Source organism: Pseudomonas fluorescens, assembly GCF_004683905.1.
In the GTDB taxonomy this organism is placed as follows: Bacteria; Pseudomonadota; Gammaproteobacteria; order Pseudomonadales; family Pseudomonadaceae; genus Aquipseudomonas; species Aquipseudomonas putida_A.
The window spans coordinates 467,881-494,310 of sequence record NZ_CP038438.1; the positions used below are offsets into that span (position 1 = coordinate 467,881).

Annotated in this window: 23 protein-coding genes; 6 read left to right on the forward strand and 17 right to left on the reverse strand. The window is 62.2% G+C overall.

The window, feature by feature from the left end; translation table 11 throughout:
- Positions 1-135: 135 nt before the first annotated feature.
- The 4 genes from gltB to E4T63_RS02135 all read left to right on the forward strand — a co-directional run bounded on the left by gltB (position 136) and on the right by E4T63_RS02135 (position 8,044).
- Positions 136-4,581: a glutamate synthase large subunit gene (gene gltB / locus E4T63_RS02120; RefSeq protein ID WP_134785248.1), complete on the forward strand. Its 4,446-nt coding sequence runs from the start codon at positions 136-138 to the stop codon at positions 4,579-4,581.
- Positions 4,582-4,614: 33 nt separating this feature from the next.
- Positions 4,615-6,033 (forward strand): FAD-dependent oxidoreductase, encoded by a 1,419-nt coding sequence (locus E4T63_RS02125; RefSeq protein WP_007909438.1) that lies wholly within the window; start codon positions 4,615-4,617, stop codon positions 6,031-6,033.
- Positions 6,034-6,275: 242 nt separating this feature from the next.
- On the forward strand, positions 6,276-7,343 hold the full coding sequence (gene hemE / locus E4T63_RS02130) for a uroporphyrinogen decarboxylase (RefSeq protein WP_007952372.1): 1,068 nt from the start codon (positions 6,276-6,278) through the stop codon (positions 7,341-7,343).
- 188 nt (positions 7,344-7,531) lie between these two features.
- A complete protein-coding gene (locus tag E4T63_RS02135; protein WP_158556639.1) occupies positions 7,532-8,044 on the forward strand; it encodes a cytochrome b in 513 nt (170 codons plus the stop codon).
- Position 8,045: 1 nt separating this feature from the next.
- Here E4T63_RS02135 and E4T63_RS02140 read toward each other — a convergent pair whose 3' ends face one another.
- Entirely contained in the window at positions 8,046-9,323 is a 1,278-nt protein-coding gene (locus E4T63_RS02140; RefSeq protein WP_134785250.1) for an MFS transporter, read from the reverse strand.
- A 118-nt stretch (positions 9,324-9,441) separates the two neighbouring features.
- Here E4T63_RS02140 and E4T63_RS02145 point away from each other — a divergent pair, with 118 nt between their 5' ends.
- Positions 9,442-10,344, forward strand: coding sequence for a LysR family transcriptional regulator (locus E4T63_RS02145; protein ID WP_047600811.1), 903 nt, complete (start codon positions 9,442-9,444; stop codon positions 10,342-10,344).
- Positions 10,345-10,449: 105 nt separating this feature from the next.
- Here E4T63_RS02145 and E4T63_RS02150 read toward each other — a convergent pair whose 3' ends face one another.
- A complete protein-coding gene (locus E4T63_RS02150; protein WP_095138030.1) occupies positions 10,450-10,887 on the reverse strand; it encodes an excinuclease in 438 nt (145 codons plus the stop codon).
- 208 nt (positions 10,888-11,095) lie between these two features.
- Between E4T63_RS02150 and E4T63_RS02155 the strand changes: the two genes are divergently transcribed.
- Positions 11,096-11,479: a type II toxin-antitoxin system PemK/MazF family toxin gene (locus E4T63_RS02155; RefSeq protein ID WP_115985328.1), complete on the forward strand. Its 384-nt coding sequence runs from the start codon at positions 11,096-11,098 to the stop codon at positions 11,477-11,479.
- 214 nt (positions 11,480-11,693) lie between these two features.
- On the opposite strand, the gene E4T63_RS02160 is transcribed toward E4T63_RS02155, so the two are convergent.
- The 15 genes from E4T63_RS02160 to E4T63_RS02235 are packed head-to-tail and all read right to left on the reverse strand — an operon-like array spanning position 11,694 to position 26,373.
- Positions 11,694-12,497, reverse strand: coding sequence for a hypothetical protein (locus E4T63_RS02160; RefSeq protein WP_007967258.1), 804 nt, complete (start codon positions 12,495-12,497; stop codon positions 11,694-11,696).
- 25 nt (positions 12,498-12,522) lie between these two features.
- A complete protein-coding gene (locus E4T63_RS02165) occupies positions 12,523-13,749 on the reverse strand; it encodes a beta-ketoacyl-ACP synthase (RefSeq protein WP_135294792.1) in 1,227 nt (408 codons plus the stop codon).
- Entirely contained in the window at positions 13,749-14,477 is a 729-nt protein-coding gene (fabG, locus tag E4T63_RS02170; protein WP_027611328.1) for a 3-oxoacyl-ACP reductase FabG, read from the reverse strand. The genes E4T63_RS02165 and fabG overlap by 1 nt, the downstream gene beginning before the upstream one ends.
- Positions 14,470-14,934: a hotdog family protein gene (locus E4T63_RS02175; protein WP_134785254.1), complete on the reverse strand. Its 465-nt coding sequence runs from the start codon at positions 14,932-14,934 to the stop codon at positions 14,470-14,472. Before E4T63_RS02175 ends, fabG begins: the two co-directional genes overlap by 8 nt.
- The gene (locus E4T63_RS02180; RefSeq protein ID WP_135294793.1) at positions 14,931-16,127 is read right to left on the reverse strand and encodes a beta-ketoacyl-[acyl-carrier-protein] synthase family protein; all 1,197 of its coding nucleotides are present in this window, start codon (positions 16,125-16,127) and stop codon (positions 14,931-14,933) included. The genes E4T63_RS02175 and E4T63_RS02180 overlap by 4 nt, the downstream gene beginning before the upstream one ends.
- Positions 16,124-16,714, reverse strand: a complete 591-nt coding sequence (locus tag E4T63_RS02185; RefSeq protein WP_193774870.1) for a hypothetical protein — start codon at positions 16,712-16,714, stop codon at positions 16,124-16,126. The genes E4T63_RS02180 and E4T63_RS02185 overlap by 4 nt, the downstream gene beginning before the upstream one ends.
- A complete protein-coding gene (locus E4T63_RS02195) occupies positions 16,714-17,439 on the reverse strand; it encodes a class I SAM-dependent methyltransferase (protein WP_135294794.1) in 726 nt (241 codons plus the stop codon). Before E4T63_RS02195 ends, E4T63_RS02185 begins: the two co-directional genes overlap by 1 nt.
- A complete protein-coding gene (locus tag E4T63_RS02200; RefSeq protein WP_135294795.1) occupies positions 17,436-18,683 on the reverse strand; it encodes an NAD(P)/FAD-dependent oxidoreductase in 1,248 nt (415 codons plus the stop codon). Before E4T63_RS02200 ends, E4T63_RS02195 begins: the two co-directional genes overlap by 4 nt.
- Positions 18,670-19,833, reverse strand: a complete 1,164-nt coding sequence (locus tag E4T63_RS02205) for a sodium:proton antiporter (protein WP_135294796.1) — start codon at positions 19,831-19,833, stop codon at positions 18,670-18,672. The genes E4T63_RS02200 and E4T63_RS02205 overlap by 14 nt, the downstream gene beginning before the upstream one ends.
- Complete coding sequence (locus tag E4T63_RS02210) at positions 19,830-22,169, reverse strand: MMPL family transporter (protein ID WP_135294797.1); 2,340 nt, start codon at positions 22,167-22,169, stop codon at positions 19,830-19,832. The genes E4T63_RS02205 and E4T63_RS02210 overlap by 4 nt, the downstream gene beginning before the upstream one ends.
- Positions 22,153-22,755: an outer membrane lipoprotein carrier protein LolA gene (locus E4T63_RS02215; RefSeq protein ID WP_096794707.1), complete on the reverse strand. Its 603-nt coding sequence runs from the start codon at positions 22,753-22,755 to the stop codon at positions 22,153-22,155. The genes E4T63_RS02210 and E4T63_RS02215 overlap by 17 nt, the downstream gene beginning before the upstream one ends.
- Positions 22,752-23,177, reverse strand: a complete 426-nt coding sequence (locus E4T63_RS02220; protein ID WP_027611337.1) for an acyl-CoA thioesterase — start codon at positions 23,175-23,177, stop codon at positions 22,752-22,754. Before E4T63_RS02220 ends, E4T63_RS02215 begins: the two co-directional genes overlap by 4 nt.
- Positions 23,170-24,714 carry an HAL/PAL/TAL family ammonia-lyase gene (locus E4T63_RS02225; protein WP_135294798.1) on the reverse strand — a complete coding sequence of 515 codons (1,545 nt, stop codon included), beginning with the start codon at positions 24,712-24,714 and terminating at the stop codon, positions 23,170-23,172. The genes E4T63_RS02220 and E4T63_RS02225 overlap by 8 nt, the downstream gene beginning before the upstream one ends.
- Positions 24,695-25,642 carry a glycosyl transferase gene (locus tag E4T63_RS02230; RefSeq protein WP_134785261.1) on the reverse strand — a complete coding sequence of 316 codons (948 nt, stop codon included), beginning with the start codon at positions 25,640-25,642 and terminating at the stop codon, positions 24,695-24,697. Before E4T63_RS02230 ends, E4T63_RS02225 begins: the two co-directional genes overlap by 20 nt.
- Entirely contained in the window at positions 25,639-26,373 is a 735-nt protein-coding gene (locus tag E4T63_RS02235) for a glycosyltransferase family 2 protein (protein ID WP_134785262.1), read from the reverse strand. Before E4T63_RS02235 ends, E4T63_RS02230 begins: the two co-directional genes overlap by 4 nt.
- Between the last annotated feature and the right edge of the window lie 57 nt (positions 26,374-26,430).

Below are 26,430 nucleotides of genomic sequence, written 5' to 3' on the forward strand. Positions count from 1 at the left end.
TGAGCCTCTGTGTCGCTGTGTACAATGACCACCCTTTTGCCCCCGCAAAGCCGGCGTACGTTCGGCGCGGCAAGCAAGTGGTTGAATTGAAAAGAAATTTGCCTCGAAAAGAGGCAGCCTGGTGAGAAAGTGTCTATGAAAGCAGGTCTGTACCAACCAGATGAATTCAAGGATAACTGCGGTTTCGGCCTGATAGCCCATATGCAGGGCGAGCCCAGTCATACCCTTTTGCAAACGGCCATCGAGGCCCTGACCTGCATGACCCACCGCGGTGGGATTAATGCCGACGGCAAGACCGGTGACGGTTGCGGTCTGCTGATTCAAAAGCCTGACGCGTTCCTGCGGGCGATGGCCCAGGAAAACTTCAGCGTCGAACTGCCCAAGCAATATGCCGTGGGCATGGTTTTCTTCAACCAGGATCCGGCCAAGGCCGAAGCCGCTCGCGAGAACATGAACCGCGAGATCCTCGCTGAAGGCCTGCAACTGATCGGCTGGCGCAAAGTGCCGATCGACACCAGCGTCCTCGGCCGACTGGCCCTCGAGCGCCTGCCGCAGATCGAGCAGGTGTACATCGGCGGTGAAGGCCTGAGCGATCAGGACATGGCGGTCAAGCTGTTCAGCGCCCGTCGTCGCTCGTCGGTGGCCAACGCCGCCGACACCGACCACTACATCTGCAGCTTTTCGCACAAGACCATCATCTATAAAGGCCTGATGATGCCGGCCGACCTGGCCGCGTTCTATCCGGACCTGGGTGACCAGCGCCTGCAAACCGCGATCTGCGTGTTCCACCAGCGCTTCTCCACCAACACCCTGCCGAAATGGCCGCTGGCTCAGCCATTCCGCTTCCTCGCCCACAACGGCGAGATCAACACCATTACCGGTAACCGCAACTGGGCACAGGCCCGTCGGACCAAGTTCACCAACGATCTGATGGATCTGGAAGAGCTCGGCCCGCTGGTCAACCGTGTCGGTTCCGACTCCTCGAGCATGGACAACATGCTCGAACTGATGGTCACCGGTGGCATCGACCTGTTCCGTGGCGTGCGGATGATCATTCCGCCTGCGTGGCAGAACGTTGAAACCATGGACCCGGATCTGCGTGCGTTCTACGAGTACAACTCGATGCACATGGAGCCGTGGGACGGCCCGGCCGGCGTGGTGATGACCGATGGTCGTTACGCGGTGTGCCTGCTCGACCGTAACGGTCTGCGTCCGGCGCGCTGGGTCACCACCACCAACGGTTTCATTACCGTTGCGTCGGAAATCGGCGTCTGGAACTACCAGCCGCAAGACGTGATCGCCAAGGGCCGTGTCGGCCCGGGCCAGATCCTCGCCGTGGACACCGAGACCGGGCAGATCCTCGACACCGACGCGATCGACAACCGTCTGAAATCCCGTCATCCGTACAAGCAATGGCTGCGCAAGAACGCCCTGCGCATCCAGGCGACCATGGAAGACAACGACCACGGTTCGGCGTTCTACGATGTCGATCAGCTCAAGCAATACATGAAGATGTATCAGGTCACGTTTGAAGAGCGCGATCAGGTACTGCGTCCGCTTGGCGAACAAGGCTACGAAGCCGTTGGCTCGATGGGCGACGACACGCCGATGGCCGTGCTGTCGCAGCGCGTGCGCACGCCGTACGACTATTTCCGCCAGCAGTTCGCGCAGGTCACCAACCCGCCGATCGACCCGCTGCGTGAAGCGATCGTGATGTCGCTGGAAATCTGCCTCGGGGCCGAGCGCAATATCTTCCAGGAATCGCCGGAGCACGCCTCGCGCGTGATCCTCAGCTCGCCAGTGATCTCGCCGGCCAAGTGGCGCTCGTTGATGAACCTCGACCGCCCGGGTTTCGAGCGGCAGATCATCGACCTCAACTACGACGAAAGCGTCGGCCTCGAAGCGGCGATCCGCAACGTTGCCGATCAGGCTGAAGAAGCCGTGCGTGCCGGGCGTACCCAGATCGTTCTGAGTGACCGCCATATCGCCCCGGGCAAGCTGCCGATCCACGCTTCGCTGGCCACCGGTGCAGTGCACCATCGTCTGACCGAAAAAGGCCTGCGCTGCGATTCCAACATCCTCGTGGAAACCGCCACCGCGCGCGATCCGCACCACTTTGCGGTGCTGATCGGTTTCGGCGCCTCGGCGGTCTATCCGTTCCTGGCCTACGAAGTGCTGGGCGACCTGATCCGCACCGGTGAAGTGCTGGGCGACCTCTATGAGGTGTTCAAGAACTACCGCAAAGGCATCACCAAAGGCCTGTTGAAGATCCTGTCGAAGATGGGCATCTCGACCATCGCCTCGTACCGCGGTGCGCAGCTGTTCGAAGCCATCGGCCTGTCCGAAGAAGTGTGCGAGCTGAGCTTCCGTGGCGTGCCGAGCCGCATCAAGGGTGCGCGTTTCGTCGACATCGAAGCCGAGCAGAAAGCCCTCGCTACCGAAGCCTGGAGCCCGCGCAAACCGATCCAGCAGGGCGGTCTGCTGAAGTTCGTCCACGGCGGCGAATACCACGCGTACAACCCGGACGTGGTCAACACCCTGCAAGCCGCCGTGCAGCAGGGCGACTATGCCAAGTTCAAGGAATACACCTCGCTGGTGGACAACCGTCCGGTGTCGATGATTCGCGACCTGTTCAAGGTCAAGACCCTCGACAAGCCGCTGGACATCAGTGAAGTCGAACCGCTGGAATCGGTGCTCAAGCGCTTCGACTCCGCCGGTATCTCGCTGGGCGCACTGTCGCCGGAAGCCCACGAAGCCCTGGCCGAAGCCATGAACCGCCTCGGTGCGCGTTCCAACTCCGGCGAAGGCGGCGAAGACCCGGCGCGCTACGGCACCATCAAGAGCTCGAAAATCAAGCAGGTCGCGACCGGCCGTTTCGGTGTCACCCCGGAATACCTGGTCAACGCCGAAGTGCTGCAGATCAAGGTCGCTCAGGGCGCCAAACCGGGCGAGGGCGGGCAACTGCCGGGCGGCAAGGTCAACGGGCTGATCGCCAAGCTGCGTTACGCAGTGCCGGGCGTGACCCTGATTTCGCCACCGCCGCACCACGACATCTACTCGATCGAAGACTTGTCGCAACTGATCTTCGACCTGAAACAGGTCAACCCGAAGGCACTGGTTTCGGTGAAACTGGTCGCGGAAGCGGGCGTCGGCACCATCGCCGCCGGTGTGGCCAAGGCCTATGCGGACTTGATCACCATCTCCGGTTACGACGGTGGCACCGGTGCTTCGCCGCTGACCTCGATCAAATACGCGGGCGCTCCGTGGGAACTCGGCCTGGCTGAAACCCACCAGACCCTGCGCGGCAACGACCTGCGCGGCAAAGTCCGGGTGCAGACCGACGGCGGCCTGAAAACCGGCCTCGATGTGATCAAGGCCGCGATCCTCGGCGCCGAAAGTTTCGGCTTCGGTACAGCGCCAATGATTGCCCTGGGTTGCAAATACCTGCGCATCTGCCACCTGAACAACTGCGCCACCGGCGTTGCGACGCAGAACGAGAAGCTGCGCAAGGATCACTACATCGGTACCGTCGACATGGTGGTGAACTTCTTCACCTACGTCGCCGAAGAAACCCGTGAGTGGCTGGCCAAGCTTGGCGTGCGTTCCCTCGAAGAGCTGATCGGCCGCACCGATCTGCTGGAAATCCTCGAAGGCCAGACCGCCAAGCAACATCACCTGGATCTGACTCCGCTACTGGGCAGCGATCACATCCCGGCGGACAAACCGCAATTCTGCGGCGTTGAGCGCAACCCGCCGTTCGACCAGGGCCTGCTGGCCGAGAAAATGGTCGACATGGCGACCTCGGCGATCAACGACCTCAGCGGTGCCGAGTTCGAACTGGACATCTGCAACTGCGACCGTTCGATCGGCGCGCGGATCTCCGGCGAAATCGCGCGCAAGCACGGCAATCAGGGCATGTCCAACGCGCCGATCACCTTCCGCTTCAAAGGCACGGCCGGTCAGAGCTTCGGCGTGTGGAACGCTGGTGGTCTGCACATGTACCTGGAAGGCGACGCCAACGACTACGTCGGCAAAGGCATGACCGGCGGCAAGCTGGTCATCGTGCCGCCGAAGGGCAGCGTCTATCAGACTCAGAACAGCGCCATCATCGGCAACACCTGCCTGTACGGCGCCACCGGCGGCAAGTTGTTCGCCGCCGGCACCGCAGGCGAGCGTTTTGCCGTGCGTAACTCCGGTGCCCACACGGTCGTGGAAGGCACTGGCGATCACTGCTGCGAGTACATGACCGGTGGTTTCGTCTGCGTCCTGGGCAAGACCGGTTACAACTTCGGCTCTGGCATGACCGGCGGTTTCGCCTACGTGCTCGATCAGGACAACACCTTCGTTGACCGGGTCAACCACGAACTGGTGGAAATCCAGCGGATCAGCGGCGAGGCGATGGAAGCCTACCGCAGCCACCTGCAGAACGTGCTGAACGAGTACGTCAAGGAAACCGAGAGCGAGTGGGGTCGTGAACTCGCCGAAAACCTTGATGACTACCTGCGCCGTTTCTGGCTGGTCAAGCCTAAGGCTGCCAACCTGAAATCGTTGCTTTCCAGCACTCGTGCCAACCCGCAGTGATATGCGCCTGAAGAGTTTGATGAGGTTTTAACAATGGCTGAACGTCTGAATAACGACTTCCAGTTCATCGATGTCGGGCGCAAGGATCCGAAGAAGAAACTGTTGCGTCAACGCAAGAAAGAGTTCGTCGAGATCTACGAACCGTTCAAACCCCAGCAGTCGGCCGATCAGGCCCACCGCTGCCTGGGTTGCGGCAACCCGTATTGCGAATGGAAGTGCCCGGTGCACAACTTCATTCCCAACTGGCTGAAGCTGGTGGCCGAGGGCAACATCCTCCAGGCCGCCGAGCTGTCGCACCAGACCAACACCCTGCCGGAAGTCTGTGGCCGGGTGTGCCCGCAGGATCGGCTGTGCGAGGGTGCCTGCACCCTCAACGACGGTTTCGGTGCGGTGACCATCGGTTCGGTCGAGAAGTACATCACCGACACCGCATTCGCCATGGGCTGGCGCCCGGACATGTCCAAGGTCAAACCGACCGGCAAACGTGTCGCGATCATCGGTGCGGGCCCGGCGGGTCTGGGCTGTGCCGACGTGCTGGTACGTGGCGGCGTGACCCCGGTGGTGTTCGACAAGAACCCGGAAATCGGCGGTCTGCTGACCTTCGGCATTCCCGAGTTCAAGCTTGAGAAGACCGTGCTGAGCAATCGTCGCGAAGTCTTCACCGGCATGGGCATTGAGTTCCGCCTCAACACTGAGGTCGGCAAGGACGTGACCATGGAGCAACTGCTCGCCGAATACGATGCGGTATTCATGGGCATGGGCACCTACACCTACATGAAGGGCGGTTTTGCCGGTGAGGACCTGCCGGGCGTCTACGACGCGCTGGACTTCCTGATTGCCAACGTCAACCGCAACCTGGGCTTTGAAAAGTCGCCGGAAGATTTCGTCGACATGAAAGGCAAGAAGGTCGTGGTACTCGGCGGTGGCGACACGGCGATGGACTGCAACCGCACCTCGATCCGTCAGGGCGCCAAGTCGGTGACCTGTGCTTATCGTCGTGACGAAGCGAACATGCCCGGCTCGCGCAAAGAGGTGAAGAACGCCAAGGAAGAAGGCGTGAAATTCCTCTACAACCGCCAGCCAATCGCGATCGTTGGCGAGGACAAGGTCGAAGGCGTGAAAGTGGTCGAGACCCGTCTCGGCGAACCGGACGCCCGTGGCCGCCGCAGCCCCGAGCCGATCCCGGGCTCCGAAGAGATCATCCCGGCCGACGCCGTGGTCATCGCGTTCGGTTTCCGCCCGAGCCCGGCGCCGTGGTTCGAACAGTTCGAAATCCAGACCGACAGCCAGGGCCGCGTCGTCGCGCCTGAGCAAGGTCAGTACAAGCACCAGACCAGCAACCCGAAAATCTTCGCCGGTGGCGACATGGTGCGCGGTTCCGACCTGGTGGTAACGGCAATCTTCGAAGGCCGCAATGCGGCTGAAGGGATCCTCGATTACCTGGGCGTCTGATTACATTTCAGCCTGAAATGCGATCAGAAATGTGGGAGCGGGCTTGCTCGCGAAGGCTTTGTATCAGTCACCCGATGTATTGACTGACACACCGCTTTCGCGAGCAAGCCCGCTCCCACATTGGTTTCTGTGCGCTCAATACAACGCAATAAATTGACCCGATAGACAAAAGGCTGACCTGCATCCGTGCCTTTTGCGTCGCGCTCTGAGAAAATGCCCGCACTTTTTTTCCGGATGCCGACATGACTGCCCTGAAGAACGACCGTTTCCTCCGCGCCCTGCTCAAGCAACCTGTAGACGTCACCCCGGTGTGGATGATGCGCCAGGCCGGCCGCTACCTGCCGGAATACCGCGCCAGCCGTGCCCAGGCCGGTGATTTCATGAGCCTGTGCATGAATCCGGAATTCGCTTGCGAAGTTACGTTGCAACCGCTCGACCGCTACCCGCAACTGGACGCGGCGATCCTGTTCTCCGACATCCTCACCATCCCCGATGCCATGGGCCAGGGTCTGTACTTCGAGACCGGTGAAGGCCCGCGCTTCAAGAAAGTCGTCAGCACCCTGGCCGACATCGAAGCGTTGCCGATCCCTGATCCACACAAAGACCTCGGCTACGTGATGGACGCGGTCAGCACCATCCGCCGCGAGCTGAACGGCCGTGTGCCGCTGATCGGCTTCTCCGGCAGCCCGTGGACCCTCGCCACTTACATGGTTGAAGGCGGCTCGTCGAAAGACTTCCGCAAAACCAAGGCGATGCTCTACGACAACCCGCAAGCCATGCACCTGCTGCTGGACAAACTGGCGCAGTCGGTCACCTCGTACCTCAACGGCCAGATCCAGGCCGGCGCGCAAGCGGTGCAGATCTTCGATACCTGGGGCGGCAACCTGTCGGCGGCGGCGTATCAGGAGTTCTCCCTGGCGTACATGAAGAAAATCGTCAGCGGCCTGATCCGCGAGCACGACGGTCGCAAAGTGCCGGTGATCCTCTTCACCAAGAACGGCGGCCTGTGGCTGGAAAGCATCGCCGACGCTGGCGCCGACGCACTGGGCCTGGACTGGACCTGCGACATCGGCAACGCTCGCGCCCGTGTCGGCGACAAGGTCGCGCTGCAAGGCAACATGGACCCGACCGTGCTCTACGCCAAACCTGAAGCGATCCGCACTGAAGTCGGTCGTATTCTGGCCAGCTATGGCAAAGGCAGTGGCCACGTGTTCAACCTGGGTCACGGCATCACTCCGGAAGTCGACCCAGAGCACGCCGGTGCGTTCCTGCGCGCGGTGCATGAACTGTCGGCGCAGTATCACGAGTAAGATTTTGACGCGACCGCCCGAATGCAATGTTCGGGCGGTAATTGATTTTTGTATGTTTAAGTTGAAAGTTCAATAAACCTTGTTCGTAAAGATTGTTTACTTTGTGCAGTTTCTGTTAATGGTTTTCTCGTTGACGTTGATAATTCAGAGCCTTGTAATGGCGCCACTTGTTTATCAGGATGGTTGCAATGAAAAGGGTTGGATATTCGCGTCTCCAGATTGCTTTGCACTGGATATCTGCGGCAGTAATTTTATGGGCTCTTTTGTCTGGCTTCTATGTGTCAGTCATTAAAGTTGCAGCGGAAACAAAATCGATAGTCGGATTTATAAATGTTTCGGTGACGGCTTTATTTATTCCGATATTTATACTGAGATTGTATGTTTCTGTAAGAGGCTCTCACACCACTTGCGAGGTGGACAGGACCTTTGTGGAGCGTCTGGCGAGGTGGATGCATAAGTCTATTTATCTGATGACGGCGGTTGTCTTGCTCACAGGAATATTAATGATGGATCGACCGATCAATATATTTGATCTGGTTCTTATTCCGGCGCCGCTGAACGATCTACAGTGGATTGATCGGTTCTTCGTCATCCATGTTTGGGCGTGCGTGATGTTACTGGTTCAAGTAGCGCTACACATCGCAGCCGTTATCAAACACGAAATGTGTGGGCGCCGAATCCTGAAAAAAATGGTGTTCTGACTCAAGCGGGAGCGCTGCCACCGAGGGGCGGCAACTTCGCCAGTTTCAACGCCACCAACAGCGCGATCATCAACAGGGCGCCAATAAACAGGCCGATGCCATTCCACCCGCCGAGATGCCAGAACACCCCGCCAGCCGTGCCGGCAATACTCGACCCGGCGTAATAACTGAATAGGTACAACGACGACGCCTGGCCCTTGGCCTTGGTCGCACGCCGGCCGATCCAGCTGCTCGCCACCGAGTGCGCGCCGAAGAAGCCGAAGGTGAAGATCAGCATGCCGACGATCACCAGCAACAGCGGCGTGAACATAGTCAGTGCAAGGCCGGCGAACATCAGTGCGATGGTTGCCCACAGCACTTTGCGCCGCCCCAGTTTGTCCGCCAGCGAACCGATTTTCGCCGAACTGTAGATGCCCGACAGGTACACCACCGACAGCAAACCGACGAACACCTGATCGAGGTTGTACGGCGCGGCCAGCAGGCGATAACCGATGTAGTTGAACAGGGTGACGAAGGCGCCCATCAGCACGAACGCTTCAAGAAACAGCAGCGGCAGGCCGGCGTCGCGAAAGTGCATGGTGAAGCCATCAAGCAGGCTGCGTGGATGCAGTGAGCGTGAGCGGAAGTTGCGCGATTCGGGAAGGATCTTCCAGAACACCGCCGCTGCGACCAGCGCCAGACCGCCAATCACCAGCATCGCCGTGTGCCAGCTGACGAAGTCGATCAACACTCCGGTGATCAAGCGTCCGCTCATCCCGCCAATCGCGTTACCGCCGATGTACAGGCCCATCGCCAGACCGATGTGCTGCGGGTGGATTTCCTCACTCAGGTAAGTCATCGCCACGGCCGCCAGGCCGCTCAGTGACAGGCCGATCAGCGCACGCATGATCAGCACGCCGTGCCAGCTCGGCATCATCGAGCTGGCGATGGTGCACAACGCGGCGGCGAACAGTGCCGCGACCATCACCGGTTTGCGTCCGACCCGGTCGGAGATCGGCCCGGTGATCAGCAGACCGAAGGCCAGCATGCCGGTCGCCACCGACAGAATCAGGCTGCTCTGCGCGGCGTTGATCGAATATTCGTGGGACAGCAGCGGCATCATCGGCTGCACGCAGTACAGCAGGGCGAAGGTCGCGAAGCCGCCGCTGAACAGCGCCAGCACCGTGCGCATGAACATCGGTGTACCTTTTTCGATGTAGATCTCCTGCAGCTCGGCGATGACATCGTCCGTCGCGGCAGGCGGAACTTCATGGGCAAGAGGGGCGGCGGCGGTTTTCACATCAGACCTCGGAGGGCACGGCCAAGCAGGCAATGAAAAAATCATATAGCTGGCTAATGTTTCTATCCAATATATTGTTCGACCTGTTTGATAGCTTTAACGACCTAATGGGGTTTCCATGGAATTGCGTCATCTGCGCTACTTCATCGCCGTCGCCGAAGAACTGCATTTCGGCCGCGCCGCACAGGTGCTGGGGATCTCTCAGCCACCGCTGAGTCAGCAGATTCAGGCGTTGGAGCAAGAGGTCGGCGCGCGGTTGTTCGAGCGCACCAATCGTCGGGTCGAGCTGAGCGAGGCCGGCCGATTGTTTCTGCAGGAGGCGCGGCTGGTGCTGGCGCAGGTCGACAAAGCGGCGGACGTCGCCCGGCGTGCGCAACTCGGCGAACTCGGCGAATTGAAGATTGGCTTCACCTCGTCGGCGCCGTTCAACTCGACCATTCCCCAGGCGATTTTTTCTTTTCGTCAGCGTTTCCCGGCAGTGCACCTGAACCTGCGGGAGATGAGCAGCACAATGGTCGCGGATGCGCTGGTGGATCAGTCGATCGAAGTCGGGATCATGCGCCCGCTGGGCCTGCCGGATTCGCTGAGTGTGGTGGAACTGATGCGTGAGCCGCTGGTGGCGGTGCTCGGCTCCAAACATCCGTTGGCGCAAGGCAGCGAGGAAGGCCTGTTCCTCTCGGCGCTGGCGCTGGAGCCGTTCGTGTTCTTTCCACGCAGCTACGGCAGCGGGCTGTATGCGCAACTGCTCAGTCTGGCGCGCGATGCCGGATTCAGTCCGCACTTCGCCCAAGAGGCCGGTGAGGCGATGACCATCATCGGACTGGTCGCAGCGGGGCTGGGGGTTTCGGTGTTGCCGGCGTCGTATCAGCGGATGCGCATTGACGGTGTGGTCTATCGACCACTGCTCGATCCGGAGGCGGTGTCGGCGGTGTGGCTGGTGCAGCGCAAGGATCAGAAATCGCCGATGGCCAAGGCGTTCGTCGAGCTGCTGACGCGCAAGGTTGAGCCTTCAAAAGCTTGATTGCTGCGCAATCAAATCGCGAGCAGGCTCGCTCCCACAGGGGAACGCATTCCAAAGTGGGAGCGAGCCTGCTCGCGAAGGCGTCAACTCAAACACCAACGCCCCTCAGGGCAACCGCACCAGATCCCCCTTCAACGCCACCCGCGTCACAAACACCCCGGCCCGGCACTCATAAGTATTCAAATCCTTGCGCACATGCTGGTCGTAATAACTGACGATATTGACCACCGCATTCGCCCCGACCCGCTTGGCGTCGGCCTGTAACTTGATCAGGTTCGACTGCAGCACCCACTCGCAGGAATCGTGATCGCTCTTGTTGAAACCGTTGGTGCGCAAATCACTGATCACATCCCGGCGTAACAACTGCTGCGTGCCCTGCGGCCCGTTGCCGATCAGATAGAACTTCACACTGCCATCCAGCCGCCCGGCGCGAATCGCGTCCGAGAGCACGGTCTCGAACGGCATGTACATCAGATTGGTGGCGTGGCTGGCGCTGGGCAATAGCCCGAGGAGCGCGGCGGCGATCAGGGCTTTCACTTGCATGGTCATCTCCTTGACGGTGAAAGAGAACCGCGAGTGCTCGAACAATGGGCTCGCCGTTCTGGCTGGCGATGGTTGAGACCCGCAGGACGAGTGTAGTTGTCGTTCAGGTGATGAGAGGAGTCAGCCCTTTACATTTCTGGTAACGGAACTGCTTTAGGGAAAGTTGCGGTAAATGCGCAAAATCAGTTCTTTTTAGTGAGTGCCATGGATGCCACTTCTCTATCAGCCCAAGGAGGGCAGTGTTCTGATCTGTGATTTCAGAGGTTTTGAAGTACCGGAGATGGTCAAAATCAGGCCCGTGGTGGTGATACGCAAGCACCGATCCAACAGTTTGTTGGTGACTGTGGTGCCATTGAGTACAACTGCGCCGGATTGTGTGCTGGAGCATCATCTGGAGCTCGCCAGCCATCTTCAAGGTGCCAGTTCAACCTGCTGGGCAAAATGCGACATGGTAGCGACGGTCAGTCTTGCGCGACTGGACAGGATCAGAAGTAAAGACCGTCACGGAAAGCGTGTTTACTTGATTTCACATCTTGCAACAGACGAGTTTTACGCCATCAAGACTGCGGTTAGAAAGGCCTTGGGCGTGTAGTAGCCGTTGAGAGGGTGCATCGAAGCCAATTGCCATCCATTGCTGGTAATGACATTTCAGGCAATACTGCCGGCGTTCCCGAAAGGGGCTTGTGAGACTCTGAGGATCCTGGGCAACCAGCCATCACAGAGCCAGACAGGTGGAAGGGCGATGACAAGCCAACCTGTTTGTGAAAGGGCGCCGCAAGGCGCCCTTTGTCGTTTCTACAGTTCAATCAATCAACGTGCGCCAAATCCCCACGCAACGCCACGCTCGACACCACCAGGCCGGCGCGGCACTGGAATTTCTCGGTGTCTTTGTACAGGTCGCGCTGGTCGACGCTGGCGATGTTGATCACGGCGTTGGCGTCGGCTTTTTTCGCGGCGTTCTGCAGGGTGGCAAGGGCCGACTGCAGGGCCCAGAAGCAGGCGTCGGTGTCGGATTTGTTCGAACCATTGGTTTTGCGGCTGCTGCTGACGGTGTCGAGTTTGCGCACCTGTTTTGGCAGGGTTTCGCCGGCCAGGTAGAACTTCACGCTGCCGTCGAGCAGGCCGGCGTCGGTGGCGCGTTTGACGCCCTCGCGAAAGCTCAGGTAGGTCGGTTCGTCGGCGCCTTGCTTGACGATGCCCAAGTCGTTGACGAACTCGATGTCCGGGTTGATCGACAGTTCCTTGAGCACGTTGTCGCGCAGGCGGTTGACCCAGCGGTTGTAGTTGCCGTGGATCTTGCCGTCCTTGGCGTCGAGGCCGTAGCTGCTGCGGTAGTCGATTTCAAACGAGGTCGGGCTGAACGGGATGTCGACTTCGGCGTGGTGACGGCCGCGTACGGTAATCGCCGCTTTGATCATGCCCGGACGCACCGACTGCACGACCCACTGGCGATCATTGAGCGCGGTGACGATGGCGCGGCTCATCTGTTGCTGGGTGAAGCCGAGGTTGGGCGAGAACTCTTCCTTGGCGTTGTAAACCGGTTTGCTGGTGCAACCGCCGAGCACAAAGGCCAGGGCCAGCAGGGCGGCGATGCGGTGAAACTGAGTCATTCCCTTCACTCCAAACGTGTTGCGGTCAGTGCCAGCGGCGGAAAATCAACGAGGTGTTGACGCCACCAAAAGCGAAATTGTTGTTCATCACGTACTCGTGATGCATCTGGCGGAATTCGCCGCGCAGGTAATCGAGCTTGCCGCAGTGCGGGTCGACCTCGTCGAGGTTGAGCGTGTGCACATACAGGTCGCGATTCATCATCTCGATGCTGAACCATGACTCCAGCGCCCCGCAGGCCCCCAGCGTGTGGCCGAGGAAACTCTTCTGCGAGCTGATCGGCATGTGTTCGCCGAACAGACTGCTGGTCGCCAGTGTTTCGGCAATGTCGCCCTGTTCTGTAGCGGTGCCGTGACCATTGACGTAACCGATGGCATCCGGCGACAGCCCGGCGTCTTCCAGCGCCAGTTCCATGGCGCGGCGCATGGTGATCTGCTCGGGGCGAGTGGTGTGCTGACCATCGGCGTTGCTGCCGAAACCGACGATCTCGGCGTGGATCCGCGCCCCGCGCGCCAGCGCATGCTCCAGCTCTTCAAGCACCAGCATGCCGCCACCTTCGCCGATCACCAGACCGTCGCGGCCCTTGTCGTACGGACGTGGGCTGGTCTGTGGCGCGTCGTTTTTCAGGCTGGTGGCGTACAGCGCGTCGAAAACCATGGCTTCGGTCGGGCACAGCTCTTCGGCACCGCCGGCGAGCATCAGCGGCAGACGCCCGAACTTGATCGCTTCATACGCGTAGCCGATGCCCTGACTACCACTGGTGCAGGCGCTGGACGTCGGGATCAGGCGTCCGGTGAGGCCGAAAAAAATGCTGATGTTGGCCGCGGTAGTGTGCGGCATCATCCGCACGTAGGAGTTGGCGTTGAGGCCCTCGGCCACCGAGTTGAGCAGCATGTTGCCGAAGGCCTTGATCTCGTCGGTGCTGCCGGTGGATGAGCCGCAGGCCACACCCATGCGTCCGTCCTTGATCGATTCGTCACCGAGCAGGCCGGCGTCGGCCAGTGCCTGTTCCGCCGCGCCCACCGCCAGCCGTGACACCCGGCCCATGCTGCGCAGTTGTTTGCGGGTCCAGTGCGCCGGCACGACAAAATCATCGATCGGCCCGGCCAGGCGGGTGTTGAGTTCGCTGAAGCGGTCCCACTCGTCCATCCGGCGGATGCCGCTGCGGTTGGCCGCGAAGTTGCCGGCGATGGTCTGCCAGTCGCTGCCCAGCGAGGTGATGCCGGCCATGCCGGTGACGACAACGCGCTTCATCAGCACAGGCCTCCGTTGACCGCCAAGACCTGGCGGGTGATGTACGAGGCTTCCGCCGACATCAGGAAATTTACCGCAGCAGCGACCTCTTCCGGGGTGCCCATGCGTTGTGCGGGGATCATTTTCATCAGCTCTTCCACCGGCACGTTTTCGTCGAGCATCGCCGTGTCGATCAGGCCCGGCGCGACGCAGTTAACCGTGATTTTGCGCTTGCCCAGTTCAATCGCCAACGCTTTCGCCGCACCGATCACCCCGGCCTTGGAGGCGCTGTAGTTGACCTGGCCACGGTTGCCGATCAAACCCGACACCGAAGTGATGCAGACGATCCGACCGGCGGCGCGACGACGGATCATCGGCATCATCACCGGGTGCAGGACGTTGTAGAAACCGTCGAGGTTGGTGCGCAACACCACGTCCCAATCGTCATCGCTCAACGCCGGAAAAGCGCCATCGCGGGTCAGGCCGGCGTTGAGCACCACGCCGTAATAGGCACCGTGGGTTTCGACGTCGGCTTCGAGGATGGTTTTGCAGGTTTCGCGGTCGGCGACGTCGAATTGCAGGATGCGCGCGTTGCGGCCCAGCGCTTCGACTTCGGCCTTCACCGCTTGGGCTTCAGCCACGCCGCTGCGGCAATGCAGGACGATGTCGTGCCCGGCCTGCGCCAGACGCAAGGCAATGGCGCGGCCGATGCCACGGCTGGAGCCGGTGACCAGTACGGATTCAGTCATCGTTCGACTCTCTGTTTTGTTCAAGGTATTGGCTGGGCTGCGGCGGGCGGAACACGTTCAAGCGTGCGCTGGCCTCGATGCCGGGGGCGTTGATGTGGCATTCGAAAACACCCATGCCGTTGTCGTCTTCCAGCGAACGGATGCCGTGGATGGTCAGTTCGCTGCCGGCCGGAAACGCCTCGACGTTGCACTCGAATTTGCGCGTGCCGAGGAGGAAGCCCAGCTCCACCGGGTTGCCCTTCTGCCGTGCATGGCAACCGGCGAACGCGGCGACGCTCTGCGCCATCAACTCGATGCCGACCCACGCCGGCAGGCTGCCGTCGGGCAGGTTGAACAAGCCATCGGGCTTGACCGTGAGGCGGGTGTGGATCTGCTCCTCGTCGAAGCTGAGGATGCGGTCGAGCAGAATCATGTCGCCAGCGTGGGGCAGCAGTTCGGCGAGCGGCCAGTCGTTCATGGGGCGTCTCCGATAATCAGGCTGACGTTGTTGCCGCCGAAGGCAAACGAGTTGCTCATCAGGTAGCGGGGTGCAATGGACGACAGGCGTTCGCTCGCGGTCACCCACTTCAGCGCCGGCAAGTCGGGGTCGGGCTGGGCGTCCCAGACGTGTGGCGGCAGGGCGTGCTGCGGGTTGTCGGCGCTCAGGCTCAGCCAGCAGAACGCCGCTTCGAGGGCGCCGGCAGCGCCGAGGGTGTGGCCGGTCATCGGCTTGGTCGACGAGCAGGCCACGCCGTCGGGGAACAGCGTGGCGACCGCCAGACTTTCCATCGCATCGTTGTGCTGGGTCGCGGTGCCGTGCAGGTTCAGGTAGCTGATTTGCGCCGCTTGCAGCTGTGCGCGGCTCAAGGCTTTCTGCATCGCTTGCAGGGCGCCGCGGCCGCTCGGTTCCGGCGCGGAAATATGGTGCGCGTCGGAGCTGGCGCCGCTGCCGAGCAGGGCAATGGCCGGGCCGTCGCAGCGCTGCTTGCTCATCAGGAACAGCACCGCCGCTTCGCCGATGTTGATGCCGTCGCGGTTGGCCGAGAACGGATTGCAGCGCTCGTCGGACACCGCTTCCAGTGAGGTGAAACCGTTGAGCGTGAGTTTACACAGGCTGTCGACCCCGCCGCACAGCACCGCGTCGCACAGGCCCAGATCGAGCAGGCGCTGCGCGCTCATCAACGCCCGCGCACTGGACGTGCAGGCGGTGGAAATCACGTAGGTCGGGCCGCTGAGTTGCAGCCAGTCGGCGAGAAAATTCGCCGGGGCGCCGAGTTCCTGTTGCCGATAGTCGTACTCGGCCGGGAACTGCCGCTCACGAAGGTAGTGCGCCAACCCGCGACTGGCTTCGTCGATCCCCGAGGTGCTGGTGCCGAGCACCACGCCGATGCGCGCGCGACCATAGGTCTGGATCGCCCGGTCGATGTCCTCGCGAATCTGCAGCGCGGCTTCCAGCAGCAGTTGATTGTTGCGGCTGCTCTGATCGGCCAGTTCGGCCGGAATCGCCGCCAGCTCAGCGTGCACCGCCGCCACCGGCAACTCACGCCCGGCCACCCAGCCGGACTCGCGGCGCATGCCCGAGCAGTCACCGGCAAACAGGTTGTGCGCGACCTGGTGCTTGTCGCGGCCCAACGCGCAGATCACGCCGAGGGCATTGAGGTAGGCAGTCATGGCGTCGGTTCACCGAGAGGAGAAACCCGATAGTGCGGGCCTTGGGGCAGATTCAATTGGAAACTCAACGGTTGTGCATAACGGATCGTCCAGCGCGGCGCCAGCGTGCGTTGCTCGCCCTGCTGCTGCGCGGCGGGGTAATTGCGCGCCAGTTCGCCGGAGGGGGTCAGGGCGAACAGCAACGCGGCAAACAGCTCCCGGGCCTCCGGATTGGGCGGCAGCAGCCCGTCGGCCTGCCAGCGACCGTCGATCAGTTGCTGACGCGCCTGGGGGATGCCTAGCGGATCCATCATCGACCAGCGGATGCCGGAGCCTTCGCGCTGGATCACCAGCAGCCAGTCCTGACGTTGATTGGCCTGATTACGTTCGATGTGCAATTGCAGCGGTAACGGCAGCGTCGGGTTGCTCGCGGGCAGCGGCGCCTGGTTGGCGCATCCACTTAGCAGGGCCGTTAGCAACAATACCAGCCACACCACAACCCCTGTGGGAGCGGGCTTGCTCGCGAAGGCGTCGGCACATCCGACATCAATGCCAACTGACCCACCGCTTTCGCGAGCAAGCCCGCTCCCACAGGTTAAGTGTTGCATCAGCAAGCCCCTGCCAATGGTTTTCGGGCAACGACATTCACCAAGGTTTCCTCACGCTCGCCAAACGGCTTCGGCCGGCGCAATCCAAACCGTTCCAGCAGCCCGAAATCCTGCGACCGGCTCCACCACAGATACGGGTACGAAACGTTGCACTCACTGAATTGGAAACCCTGCTGGCGAATCATCTCCAGGTACTGCGCCGCGCTCTTCTGCACATGCATCGGATGGCGGAACAGCCAGCGAATCACCCAGGTATCAATGTAAGCCTCGGTGGACTCGGCGAACAGCAGATAACCGCCCGGCTTCAGTACGCGGTAGAACTCGGCGAGGGCTTTTTCCTGTTCGACCAGATGATGAAAGGTCTGGTGGCAGAACAGCAGATCGACACTGGCGTCCGCCACGTTGAGCGTCGCGCAGTCACTGCCGATCAGCTCCACATCGAAACCCTGACGCGCCGCTTCTTCGGCGCTCAATTCAAGGCTGTGCGGATCGGCATCGACACCGATCAAGCGCTGCGGGGCGAAGGTCTGGCGCAAATGCCGGAACGACTTGCCCTGACCACAACCGGCATCCAGCAGCACCGGATTGGCCGGCAGCGACTCGCTGAACAGCCCGCGCAAATCGTTGATCGCCACGCGCAACACATGGTGCTGCCAAGTGTGGCTGCGCAGGAACCAGAAACCGAAGCGGGTTTCCTCGACGTAGCTGTCGCTCAAGTAATTCATGGGGCGTCCTTTGCACAGAGTTCGGAAATCATCTTCAACCGGCGGCGCGCTTCGCTGACGAACGGGTTGCGTTCATCCCAGGCGTAGCCGGCGAGGATCGAGCAGATCATTCGGCGAATCTCCGCCTGACTGTCTTGATAAAAAATCACGTCCTGAAAGGTGCCGGCATACCAGCCTTCGACGTAGCAGCGGAAGGTGTCGACCCCACGTTTGAGCGGTTCGGCGAACTCGCGCTGCCAATCGACGGTTTCGCCCTGCAACTGCCGGTGCAGGACGGCGGCGGCCATGCTCGCCGAACGCATGGCTATGGTCACGCCGGAGGAGAACACCGGGTCGAGAAATTCCGCGGCGTTGCCGAGCAGGGCGAAGCCGGGGCCATGCAGGGTTTTCACATTCGCCGCATAACCACCGAGGGTGCGCGCCGGGGTGTCCCACACCGCGTTGTTCAATACACCGGCGAGGCTCGGGGTTTCGCCGATGAAGCCGCGCAGGCAGGCGTCCAGATCGCTGTCGCGACCATGGAGATGTTCGGCGGCAGCCACCACGCCCACCGAGCAGCGACCGTTGCTGAACGGGATCGTCCAGAACCAGATGTCGCGGTGCTCGGGGTGGGTGGTGACGAGGATCTTCTCGCGGTCGAAGGCCGGGTTGTCGATGTGATCTTCAACGTGGGTGAACACCGCCTGGCGCACCGGGAAATTCGACGGCGCTTCCAGCTCGAGCAAACGCGACAGCACGCGCCCGTAGCCGCTGGCGTCGAGTACGAAACCCGCTTCGACGCGGTACTCGCTGCCGTCCTCGCGCAGCACGTCGAGCTGCGGTCTGGCCCGATCGAAATCGACGCGGACGATGGCGTCGCCGTAGCGGATTTCGGCACCCTGCAATTCAGCCTGATCGGCCAGCAGCTTGTCGAAATCGGCGCGCTGCACCTGGAATGTGGTCGGCTTGCCCGCGCTGAAGGTGTCGCCGAAATCGAAGGCGCTGTAGCGCTCGCCCCAGGCGAACGCAGCACCGGTCTTGCGCTGGAAGCCGGCGGCGTTGACGGCGTCGAGCATGCCGGCTTCTTCGACGAAGTCCAGGCAGTGGCTGAGCAGGCTTTCACCAATGGAAAACCTCGGGAAGTGCTGGCGCTCGAGCACCAGCACATCGTGGCCCTTGCGCGTGAGCAGCGCGGCGGCGATGGCGCCGGACGGGCCGGCACCAATGATCACTACCTGACGACGTTGCATTTCAACGGTTGGCACGTGAACTCCCGGGCGCAGTGGCGGTGGTTTTCAGGGGCGCGCGGTGCAGGCCGATCAGGGCCGGCAACAGCGTCGCGATCAGGCCCATCAGCATCAGCGCGAAGTACAGCGCCGGGCTGATGAGCTGTTGTTGCAGCAGCAGGTTGAGAAAGACGATTTCGCTCAGCCCGCGAATGTTCAGCAGCACGCTTTCACGCCAGCGGCTGGCGCCTTCAAACGACGCACCGGCCCAGCCCAGGCCCAGCCAGTTGCCGAGCAGTTTACTGGCAATCGGCAACAGCAGCAGCGCCGCCCATTGCACCGCGCCGAGGCTGGCGAGGGCGCTGTGCACGTCGATCTGCACGATGCCGAAGGTGAGGATCAGCGGGATCGCGATCCATGTCTGCAAACGGCTCATCCACCGCGCCGGCAATGGCAGCACCAACGGTACTTTCAGCAAGGCCATGCACAGCAGATAACCGATGCCGAAAATCAGTGCGTTGAGTTTGTAGTGCTCGGCCAGCACCAGCAGCGCAAAGAAACCAAGGCTGTAGGTCAGCGGTCGACGCACGCGCAGCAGATGCAACAGCAGCGGCACGCAGGCCAGTCCCAGCGGCAGCAACAGACTGCTCAGATGCAGACTGCCCTGAGCGACACCGAACAGCGTCCAGCAGGTCAGGTCGATGAGGATGGCGGTCTGCACCAGACGCCGGGTGGCGGCGGGCGGGTAGTCGATGTGACGCAAATACAGATACAGCACCGGGATCGCCGTGATCGCGAACACCAGACCGATCGCCAGCGAGTTCAGCCACGGTTGCGCTGGCAGCAACCAAGCGGCGGCCGCCAGACCGGAGGCAAATGGCACGGCAAAACTCGGCACGGCGATTTTCACGCTCTGGCGGTCGAGCCGCAGGTCGATCACATCACTGAGAATGTGCCCGAGCAACAGCGCGAAACTCAGGCTGTAGAGGTCTTTCAGCCACACCGGCGCAATCAGTTGAGCACCGCTGAGCTGCCAGCCCGGTTCGATCCAGAAATACATCAGCAGCGGCAACCCGAAGCTGGCCAGCAGCAACTGGCTGACGATCGGGATCAGGCCGAAATGCCGACCGATACGGGTCGCCACAGCGAACAGCGCCAAGGCCATCAGCCAGAAGCTGACGACCATCACGCTGCCGGCTCCACGACGGCGGCGCGGTGGACGTGACGTCCGGCCCACGGCGCCAGAATGAAACTGAACGCCAGCCCCAGGCTTACCGCCAGGCCGAAGTTGCTCACCGCCGGCGTGCTCGACACCGCCAGCAGACCGAACGACAACCAGGTCGTCAACGCCGCCAGCAAGGTGCCCAGCAAGCTGACAGCCGCACCGCCGACCTGCTCACGCATGAGGATCGCGTAATCGACGCTGATCGCCGTTACCAGCAGCAGGCCGAACAGGCTGAACAGGGTCAGCGGCTGACCGAGCCAACCGAGGCTGGCAAGGCTGCACAGCGCTGCCAGCAGCGGCAGGGCGACGATGCGCAAGGCGCCACCGAAACCGAACGGCACGATCAGCACCAGCACGATCAACACGCAGGAGGCGAGTTTCAGTTCGGCGGCGCTGATCTGGGTCGCGGCGAATACGTTGTTCAATTCGCCGAGACGATCCACCAGCATCACCCCCGGCAAGTCCAGCGCCTGCACCCGCAGCAGTGACGGATTGTTCAGGCCTTGCAGGCTGGTCATCGCCGCCACGCCGTCAGCGGTCGGGCCGAGCCAAAGCGTACGGTAAGGCTCGCCTAACGGCCCGGCGAGTGCCGCGTCGATGTCCTCGGCGGGCAGGCTCTGCAACTGCTGCAGTTCGGTTTGCAACGCCGCGAGCGGTACGCCGAGCTCGAGCAGTGGCTGCCAGTATTGCGGCAGTTTGCTCAGCGCTTCGCGAACCTGCTGTTGCTGGCTCGGCGGACTGAGCAGTTGATCGAGGGCCAGATAGCCTTGCAGTTTGTCGAGGTTGACCAGTTGCTGCAGACGCTCGCTCAACGCGGCCTGACGCTCCAGCAGTTGCTGCTGATTGGCGCCGCGCACGAGGAAGAACTGGCTGGTCGGCTGATAGCCGGTGATGCGCGCGATGGTCTGCGCTTCATCGGTCAGGCGTTGTGGCGCACCGACCCACTGGCGAATGTCGTTCTTGCTTTGCAGCTGCACCAGACCGCCAGCGCAGAACGCGATCAACAGCGCCAGCAGCACCGGGGTGCGCACGTGTTCGAGCAGGGTTTCGCGCAGCTGCACCAAGCGCTCGGCCAGGCGCAGTGGCCATTGCGCCGGTTGCAGCTCAACGTTGTTCAGCAGGGCCGGCAGCAGGCACACCGCCGACAGATAGGCACCGAGCAATCCTGCGGCAGAGAACACCGCGATTTGTGTCAGCGCCGGGAAGGGCGTCCAGGCCAGCGCCAGATAACCGATGGCGCTGGTGATCAGGCTCAGCGTCAGTCCGGAGAGTGTCAGGCGCAGCGCCGGCCAGCTGCGCCACGGCTTGAGGCTCCAGCTTTTCGACAGATAGTGCAGCGGGTAATCCACCGCCACGCCGATCAGGCTGGAGCCGAGTACCAGGGTCATCACGTGCATGTGGCCGAACAGCGCCACGCAGGCCACCGCGCCGAACAGCATGCCCACCAGCACCGGCACGAACGCCAGCAGCACCCGCCAGCGGCGAAACGCCAACAGCAGCAACAACAGAATCCCGAGAGTGGCGCCGCCGCCGACCCAGGTCATTTCGCGGGTGGCTTGTTGCTGGCCGTTGGCGGCGTACAGCAGACCGCTGGCGGCCAACAGTTGCACGTCGGCTCTCGCCGCCTGCTCGCGACTGTGCTGCAGCAGATCGGCGACTTGTAGCGGCAGGTTCATGTCGAAGGCATTGCCGGTGGTGCGCGCGCGCAGCAGCACCCAGCTCTTGCCATCGGAATCGGCGACCAGTGCGCCGCTGCCGATGTCCAGTTGCACCGCGCCGTGCTTCGGCTGGCTGTTCTGGATACGCCCGGTGAGACCCAGCCAGTCGTCCTGGCTCGGCACCAGGGTGAAACCGTTGAACGGGTCGAACAGTGCCTGCACCCGTTGCTGAATGAACGCATCGGGATGCTCGCTCAGCAGTTGCCGGTCATCTGCGGAGAGCATCGCCAGTCGCCCTTGCAGCAGTTGCGTGCGCAGCGCCGGCAGATCCGCCTGCAGGTTCCACTGGACCTTTTCGAACAGACCGCTGGCCTGCCATTGCTCGCCCAGAGTCTGAGCCATGGCCACCGCTTGCTGGCGATCGGCGTGGCCGACCAGCACCAGCATTTCCCGATTGAGCGGCTCCTGCATGCGCTGTTCGGCGCGCAGTTCGAGGGCGTCAGGGTTGGTCCCGGGCACCAGCTCCATGAGGTTGGCCGACAGCGGCGCACCGTCGCGCCACTGCCACCCGGCCAGCGCGACGACCGCCAGCAGCAGGATCAGGAACAGCCACGGCAGCCTGCTTTCACTCGGCAAAGTCATGTTGCTCCGCTTCGCTCAACGGTTGACCGGAGGTACTGTCCTGCATGCGCAACACGGTGCTGTCGCCCTGGGTTTCCAGCAGTTCGATGGTCTGCACCAGCTCACCGCCGTCGATATTGATCTGATTGAACACTTGCTTGAGCAGCACCGAGCGCGGGGTCAGGGTCAGTTTCCACTGCTGTGCGTCGCCGCTCAGGGCCAGTTCGAAATCCCGCTGCAAGCCGCTGCTGTCGCCTTGCAGCACGGCGAGGAACAAACGGTTCTGTTCGGCACCGGCGCTCTTGTTCGGCAGCAACTGCCAAGCGTTGCCGTCACGACGGGCGATGCCGTTGGCGGTGATGCGGTAATCCTGTTGCAGCGGGGTCTTGAGCAGCCAGAGCAGGCCGTGATTTTTCGCCAGGACGAAGTTGCCCTTGCTGATCAGCGGCTGAGGCAGCGCGCGCAGGTGTTTTTCCTGAATGAACTGGCCGTGGATCACTTCCGGTTTCGCCAGTTGTTCGCTGAGCTGTTGCAGGTCGAAGGCGTTGGCCAGCGTCGACACGGCGAGCAGCGCCATCGCGCCAAGGCATTTGCAGAACAGGTTCATCGCAGCATCCTTTCCACCGCATCGGTGAACACTTTGGGTGAGGCCAGTTGCATCTCGCGGCTGCTGATCTCGACCGCCACCTGCACCGAGCTGGCACGGGTCAGGCGCTCACCGGTCTGCAGGTCGGTGATCAGATAATTGATCTTCAAGCGGTTCTCCCACTCCACCAGACTGGCGCGCACGTTCAAGCGCTGGCCGAACACCGCGCCGCGCACATAACGCAGTTGCAGGTCGATGATCGGCCACGCGTAACCGGACTCGGACATCTGCGTGTAGTTGTGGCCGATCTGGTCGAGCAGCGCGCAGCGCGCCACTTCCAGGTATTTGACGTAATGCCCGTGCCAGACCACGTGCATGGTGTCGACGTCGAAAAACGGTACGAGGATTTCCGTGTCGGCGTGCAGCACTCCGGCGCTACGCATGCAGCCTCCAGTGTTGCTCGGCGATACGTTGCAGACACAGGCGCAATTCGCCTTCGAGTGCACGGTCTTCGATGACCGGCGGGAAGTCCTTGGCCAGCTCTTCGTGCATGGCGGCCAGCGAAGGTGGCAGCGCGCGTGCGTCTTCATCGCGACCACGCAGCCAGACGCCCTGATTGGCCGCGAGCAACGTGGCGGCGGCGACTTGTTCGGTCAGCTCCAGCACGCGAATCGCGTCACGGGCGGCGATGGTGCCCATGCTCACCTTGTCCTGGTTGTGACACTCGGTGGAGCGTGAGAACACGCTGGCCGGCATGGTGTTTTTCAGCGCTTCGGCGGTCCAGGCGCTGGTGCCGATCTGCACGGCCTTGAAGCCGTGATTGATCATGGCGCGATCCGCCGGGGCGCCGGACAGGTTGCTCGGCAAACCGTGGTTGTAGCGCTCGTCGACCAGCAGCGCGAGCTGCCGGTCGAGCAGGTCGGCGACGTTGGCCACCAGATTTTTCAGGCTGTCCATGGCGAACGCGATGTGCCCGCCGTAGAAGTGCCCGCCGTGCAGCACGCGTTCGGCTTCGGCGTCGATGATCGGGTTGTCGTTGGCGCTGTTGAGTTCGGTCTCGATGAATGAGCGCAGCCAGTTCAGGCTGTCGGCCAGCACCCCGAGCACGTGCGGGGCGCAGCGCAGCGAGTAGCGATCCTGCAGGCGATGCAGCGGCGCGGTCGGCGCGTCGATCGCCAGATCCTTGCGCAGCCACGCGGCGACTTGCATCTGCCCCGGATGCGGCTTGGCGGCGAACAGACGCTCGTCGAAGTGTTCCGGATTGCCTTGCAGCGCGACCACGTTGAGCGCGGTGATGCGCGTGGCCAGTTGCAGCAGATAGTCGGCGCGGGCGAAAGCCAGGCACGCAAGACCGGTCATCACCGCCGTGCCGTTCATCAAGGCCAGCGCTTCTTTCGGACGGAGCACCAATGGCGTCCAGCCCAGTTCGCGATGCACGTCGGCCGCTTGCCGGCGTTCGCCACGGAACAGCACTTCGCGCTCGCCGGACAGGGTGGCGGCAACATAGGACAGCGGCGTCAGATCGCCGCTGGCCCCGACCGAACCTTCCTCGGGGATCAGCGGCAGGATGTCGTGTTCGAGGAAGGCGTGCAGGCGCTCCAGCAGTTCGATGCGCACCCCGGATACGCCGTGACACAGCGACTGCAAACGCGCCGCCAGCACGGCGCGGGTGGCTTGCGCGTCGAGCAGTTTGCCGAGTCCGCAACCGTGGAAGGTGTAGAGATGACGCGGCAGTGCCTCGACGTGATGCAGCGGCACCGCGACCACGCAGGAATCGCCGTAACCGGTGGTCACGCCGTAGATCACGCCTTCCTTGTCCAGCAGCGAGTCGAGGAACCGTGCGCCTTTGGCGATGCGCTCGCGGTAAGCGGCGTCGCTCTGCAACTGCACGGGCGCCTGACGGTTGGCCAGGGCCAGCACGTCTTCGATGCGCAAAGGGCGTTCGCCGAAGGTTACCGGCTCATGGGTTGGCGTCGTCATCGGTCTTCCAGAAAGGGTAAAAGTTGAACCATTGGTGCGGGGCTTCGAGGCAATAGTGACTCAGGCGCTGCGCGTAGCGGGTGGCCCACTGATGAATGACCTGCTCGCGCTCGCGGCGCGTCCAGGTCACGCTGTCGGCGAACGGCTCGAGGGTCAGGCGATAATGGCCGTCCGGTTGTTTCAGGCACATCAGCAGATTGACCGGACACTTGAGCAAACCGGCCAGCAGCCACGGACCTTGCGGAAACGCTGCCGGGTGGCCGAGAAAATCCACGCTGACGCTGCGCCCGCCGTGCAACGGCACGCGGTCGCCAGCAATCGCCAGCCACTCGCCGCGCTCCAGGCGTTCGTGCAGTTGCAGCATGATTACCGGGTCCAGTTCGCTGACCTGAATCAGGCGCAGATTGGTCGCCCCGGCCTCGCCCAGCAAGCGATTGAACTGCTCGGCGTGCTTGGTGTGCACCAATACGTTCATGGTGACCTTTTCGCCAATCTCCGCCAGCGCCCGGCACACCTCGAGGTTGCCCAGGTGCGCGCCGACCAGCAGTTGCCCGCGACTGCCGCGCAACTGATTGCGCAGCAATGCCGGGTCGATGATTTCGATCTGCTCGATGCGCAGCTTGCCGTTCCACACGTCGAGCTTGTCGAGCAGTGAATCGGCGAACGCCATGAACTGGCGGAACACCCGCCAGTAACTCGGTCGCAATTCGCCGCGGTTGCTCCAGTCGGCCAACCGTTGCTGGTATTGCCAGGCACTGTTGCGCGCGGTACGGCCGAACAGGAAGAAGTACAGGACGATGCCGTACAGCAGCGGACTGAGCAGACGCCGGCCAAGCACCTTGGCGGCGAACGCGGTGAATTTCATCAGCAGGAAGCTGCCGCGTTCTTCGCGGTCGGCCCAGTGCTTCTTGTCGGTCTCGACGCTCATGTGCGCCACCGGCGCCAGAGGATGACGGGCAGGCGCAGCAGCATGCCGAAGAACAACCGGGTATGCATGCTGGAAATCAGCGCGTTGTCATGGAACAGACGGAAGTGCGAGACGCCGTCCAGCGGGTAATGCACGCTGGTCTGCAGCCAGCGCATCGGCTGGTTGCGCCACGCCAGGCGCACGAGGATGTCGGAGTCGAAATCCATACGCTTGCCGACCCGCGCCGAGTCGATCACCGCCAGCGTCGGGGCCAGCGGATAGACGCGAAAGCCGCACATCGAATCGCGGATCTGCAACGACAGCGTGTTGATCCAGACCATCACGTGGGTCAGATAACGCGCATACAAACGGCCATTGGGCACGCTCTCGTCGAACAGCGGATAACCGCAGATCATCGCCTCCGGGTGGGCGCGGGATTCCTCGACGAAACGGGCGACGTCGTGCAGGTCGTGCTGGCCGTCGGCGTCAACTTGCAGGGCATGGGTGAAGCCCAGACGAGCAGCTTCGCGCAGGCCGGTCATCACCGCGCCGCCCTTGCCCTGATTGAGGGTCAGGCGCACCAGATGCACGCTTTCGCGTTCGGCCAGCGCATCCAGCACTCGCGCGCAGGACGGGGTGCTGGCGTCGTCCACCAGAATGCACGGCAGCCCTTGGGCGAGCAGCGCGTCGACCACGGTGCCGATCGCGGTTTCATGGTTGTAGACCGGAATCACGGCGCAAGGGTTATGCATTGACGACATCCCCACTGTGGCGAGGGAGCTTGCTCCCGCTCGAGTGCGCAGCACTCG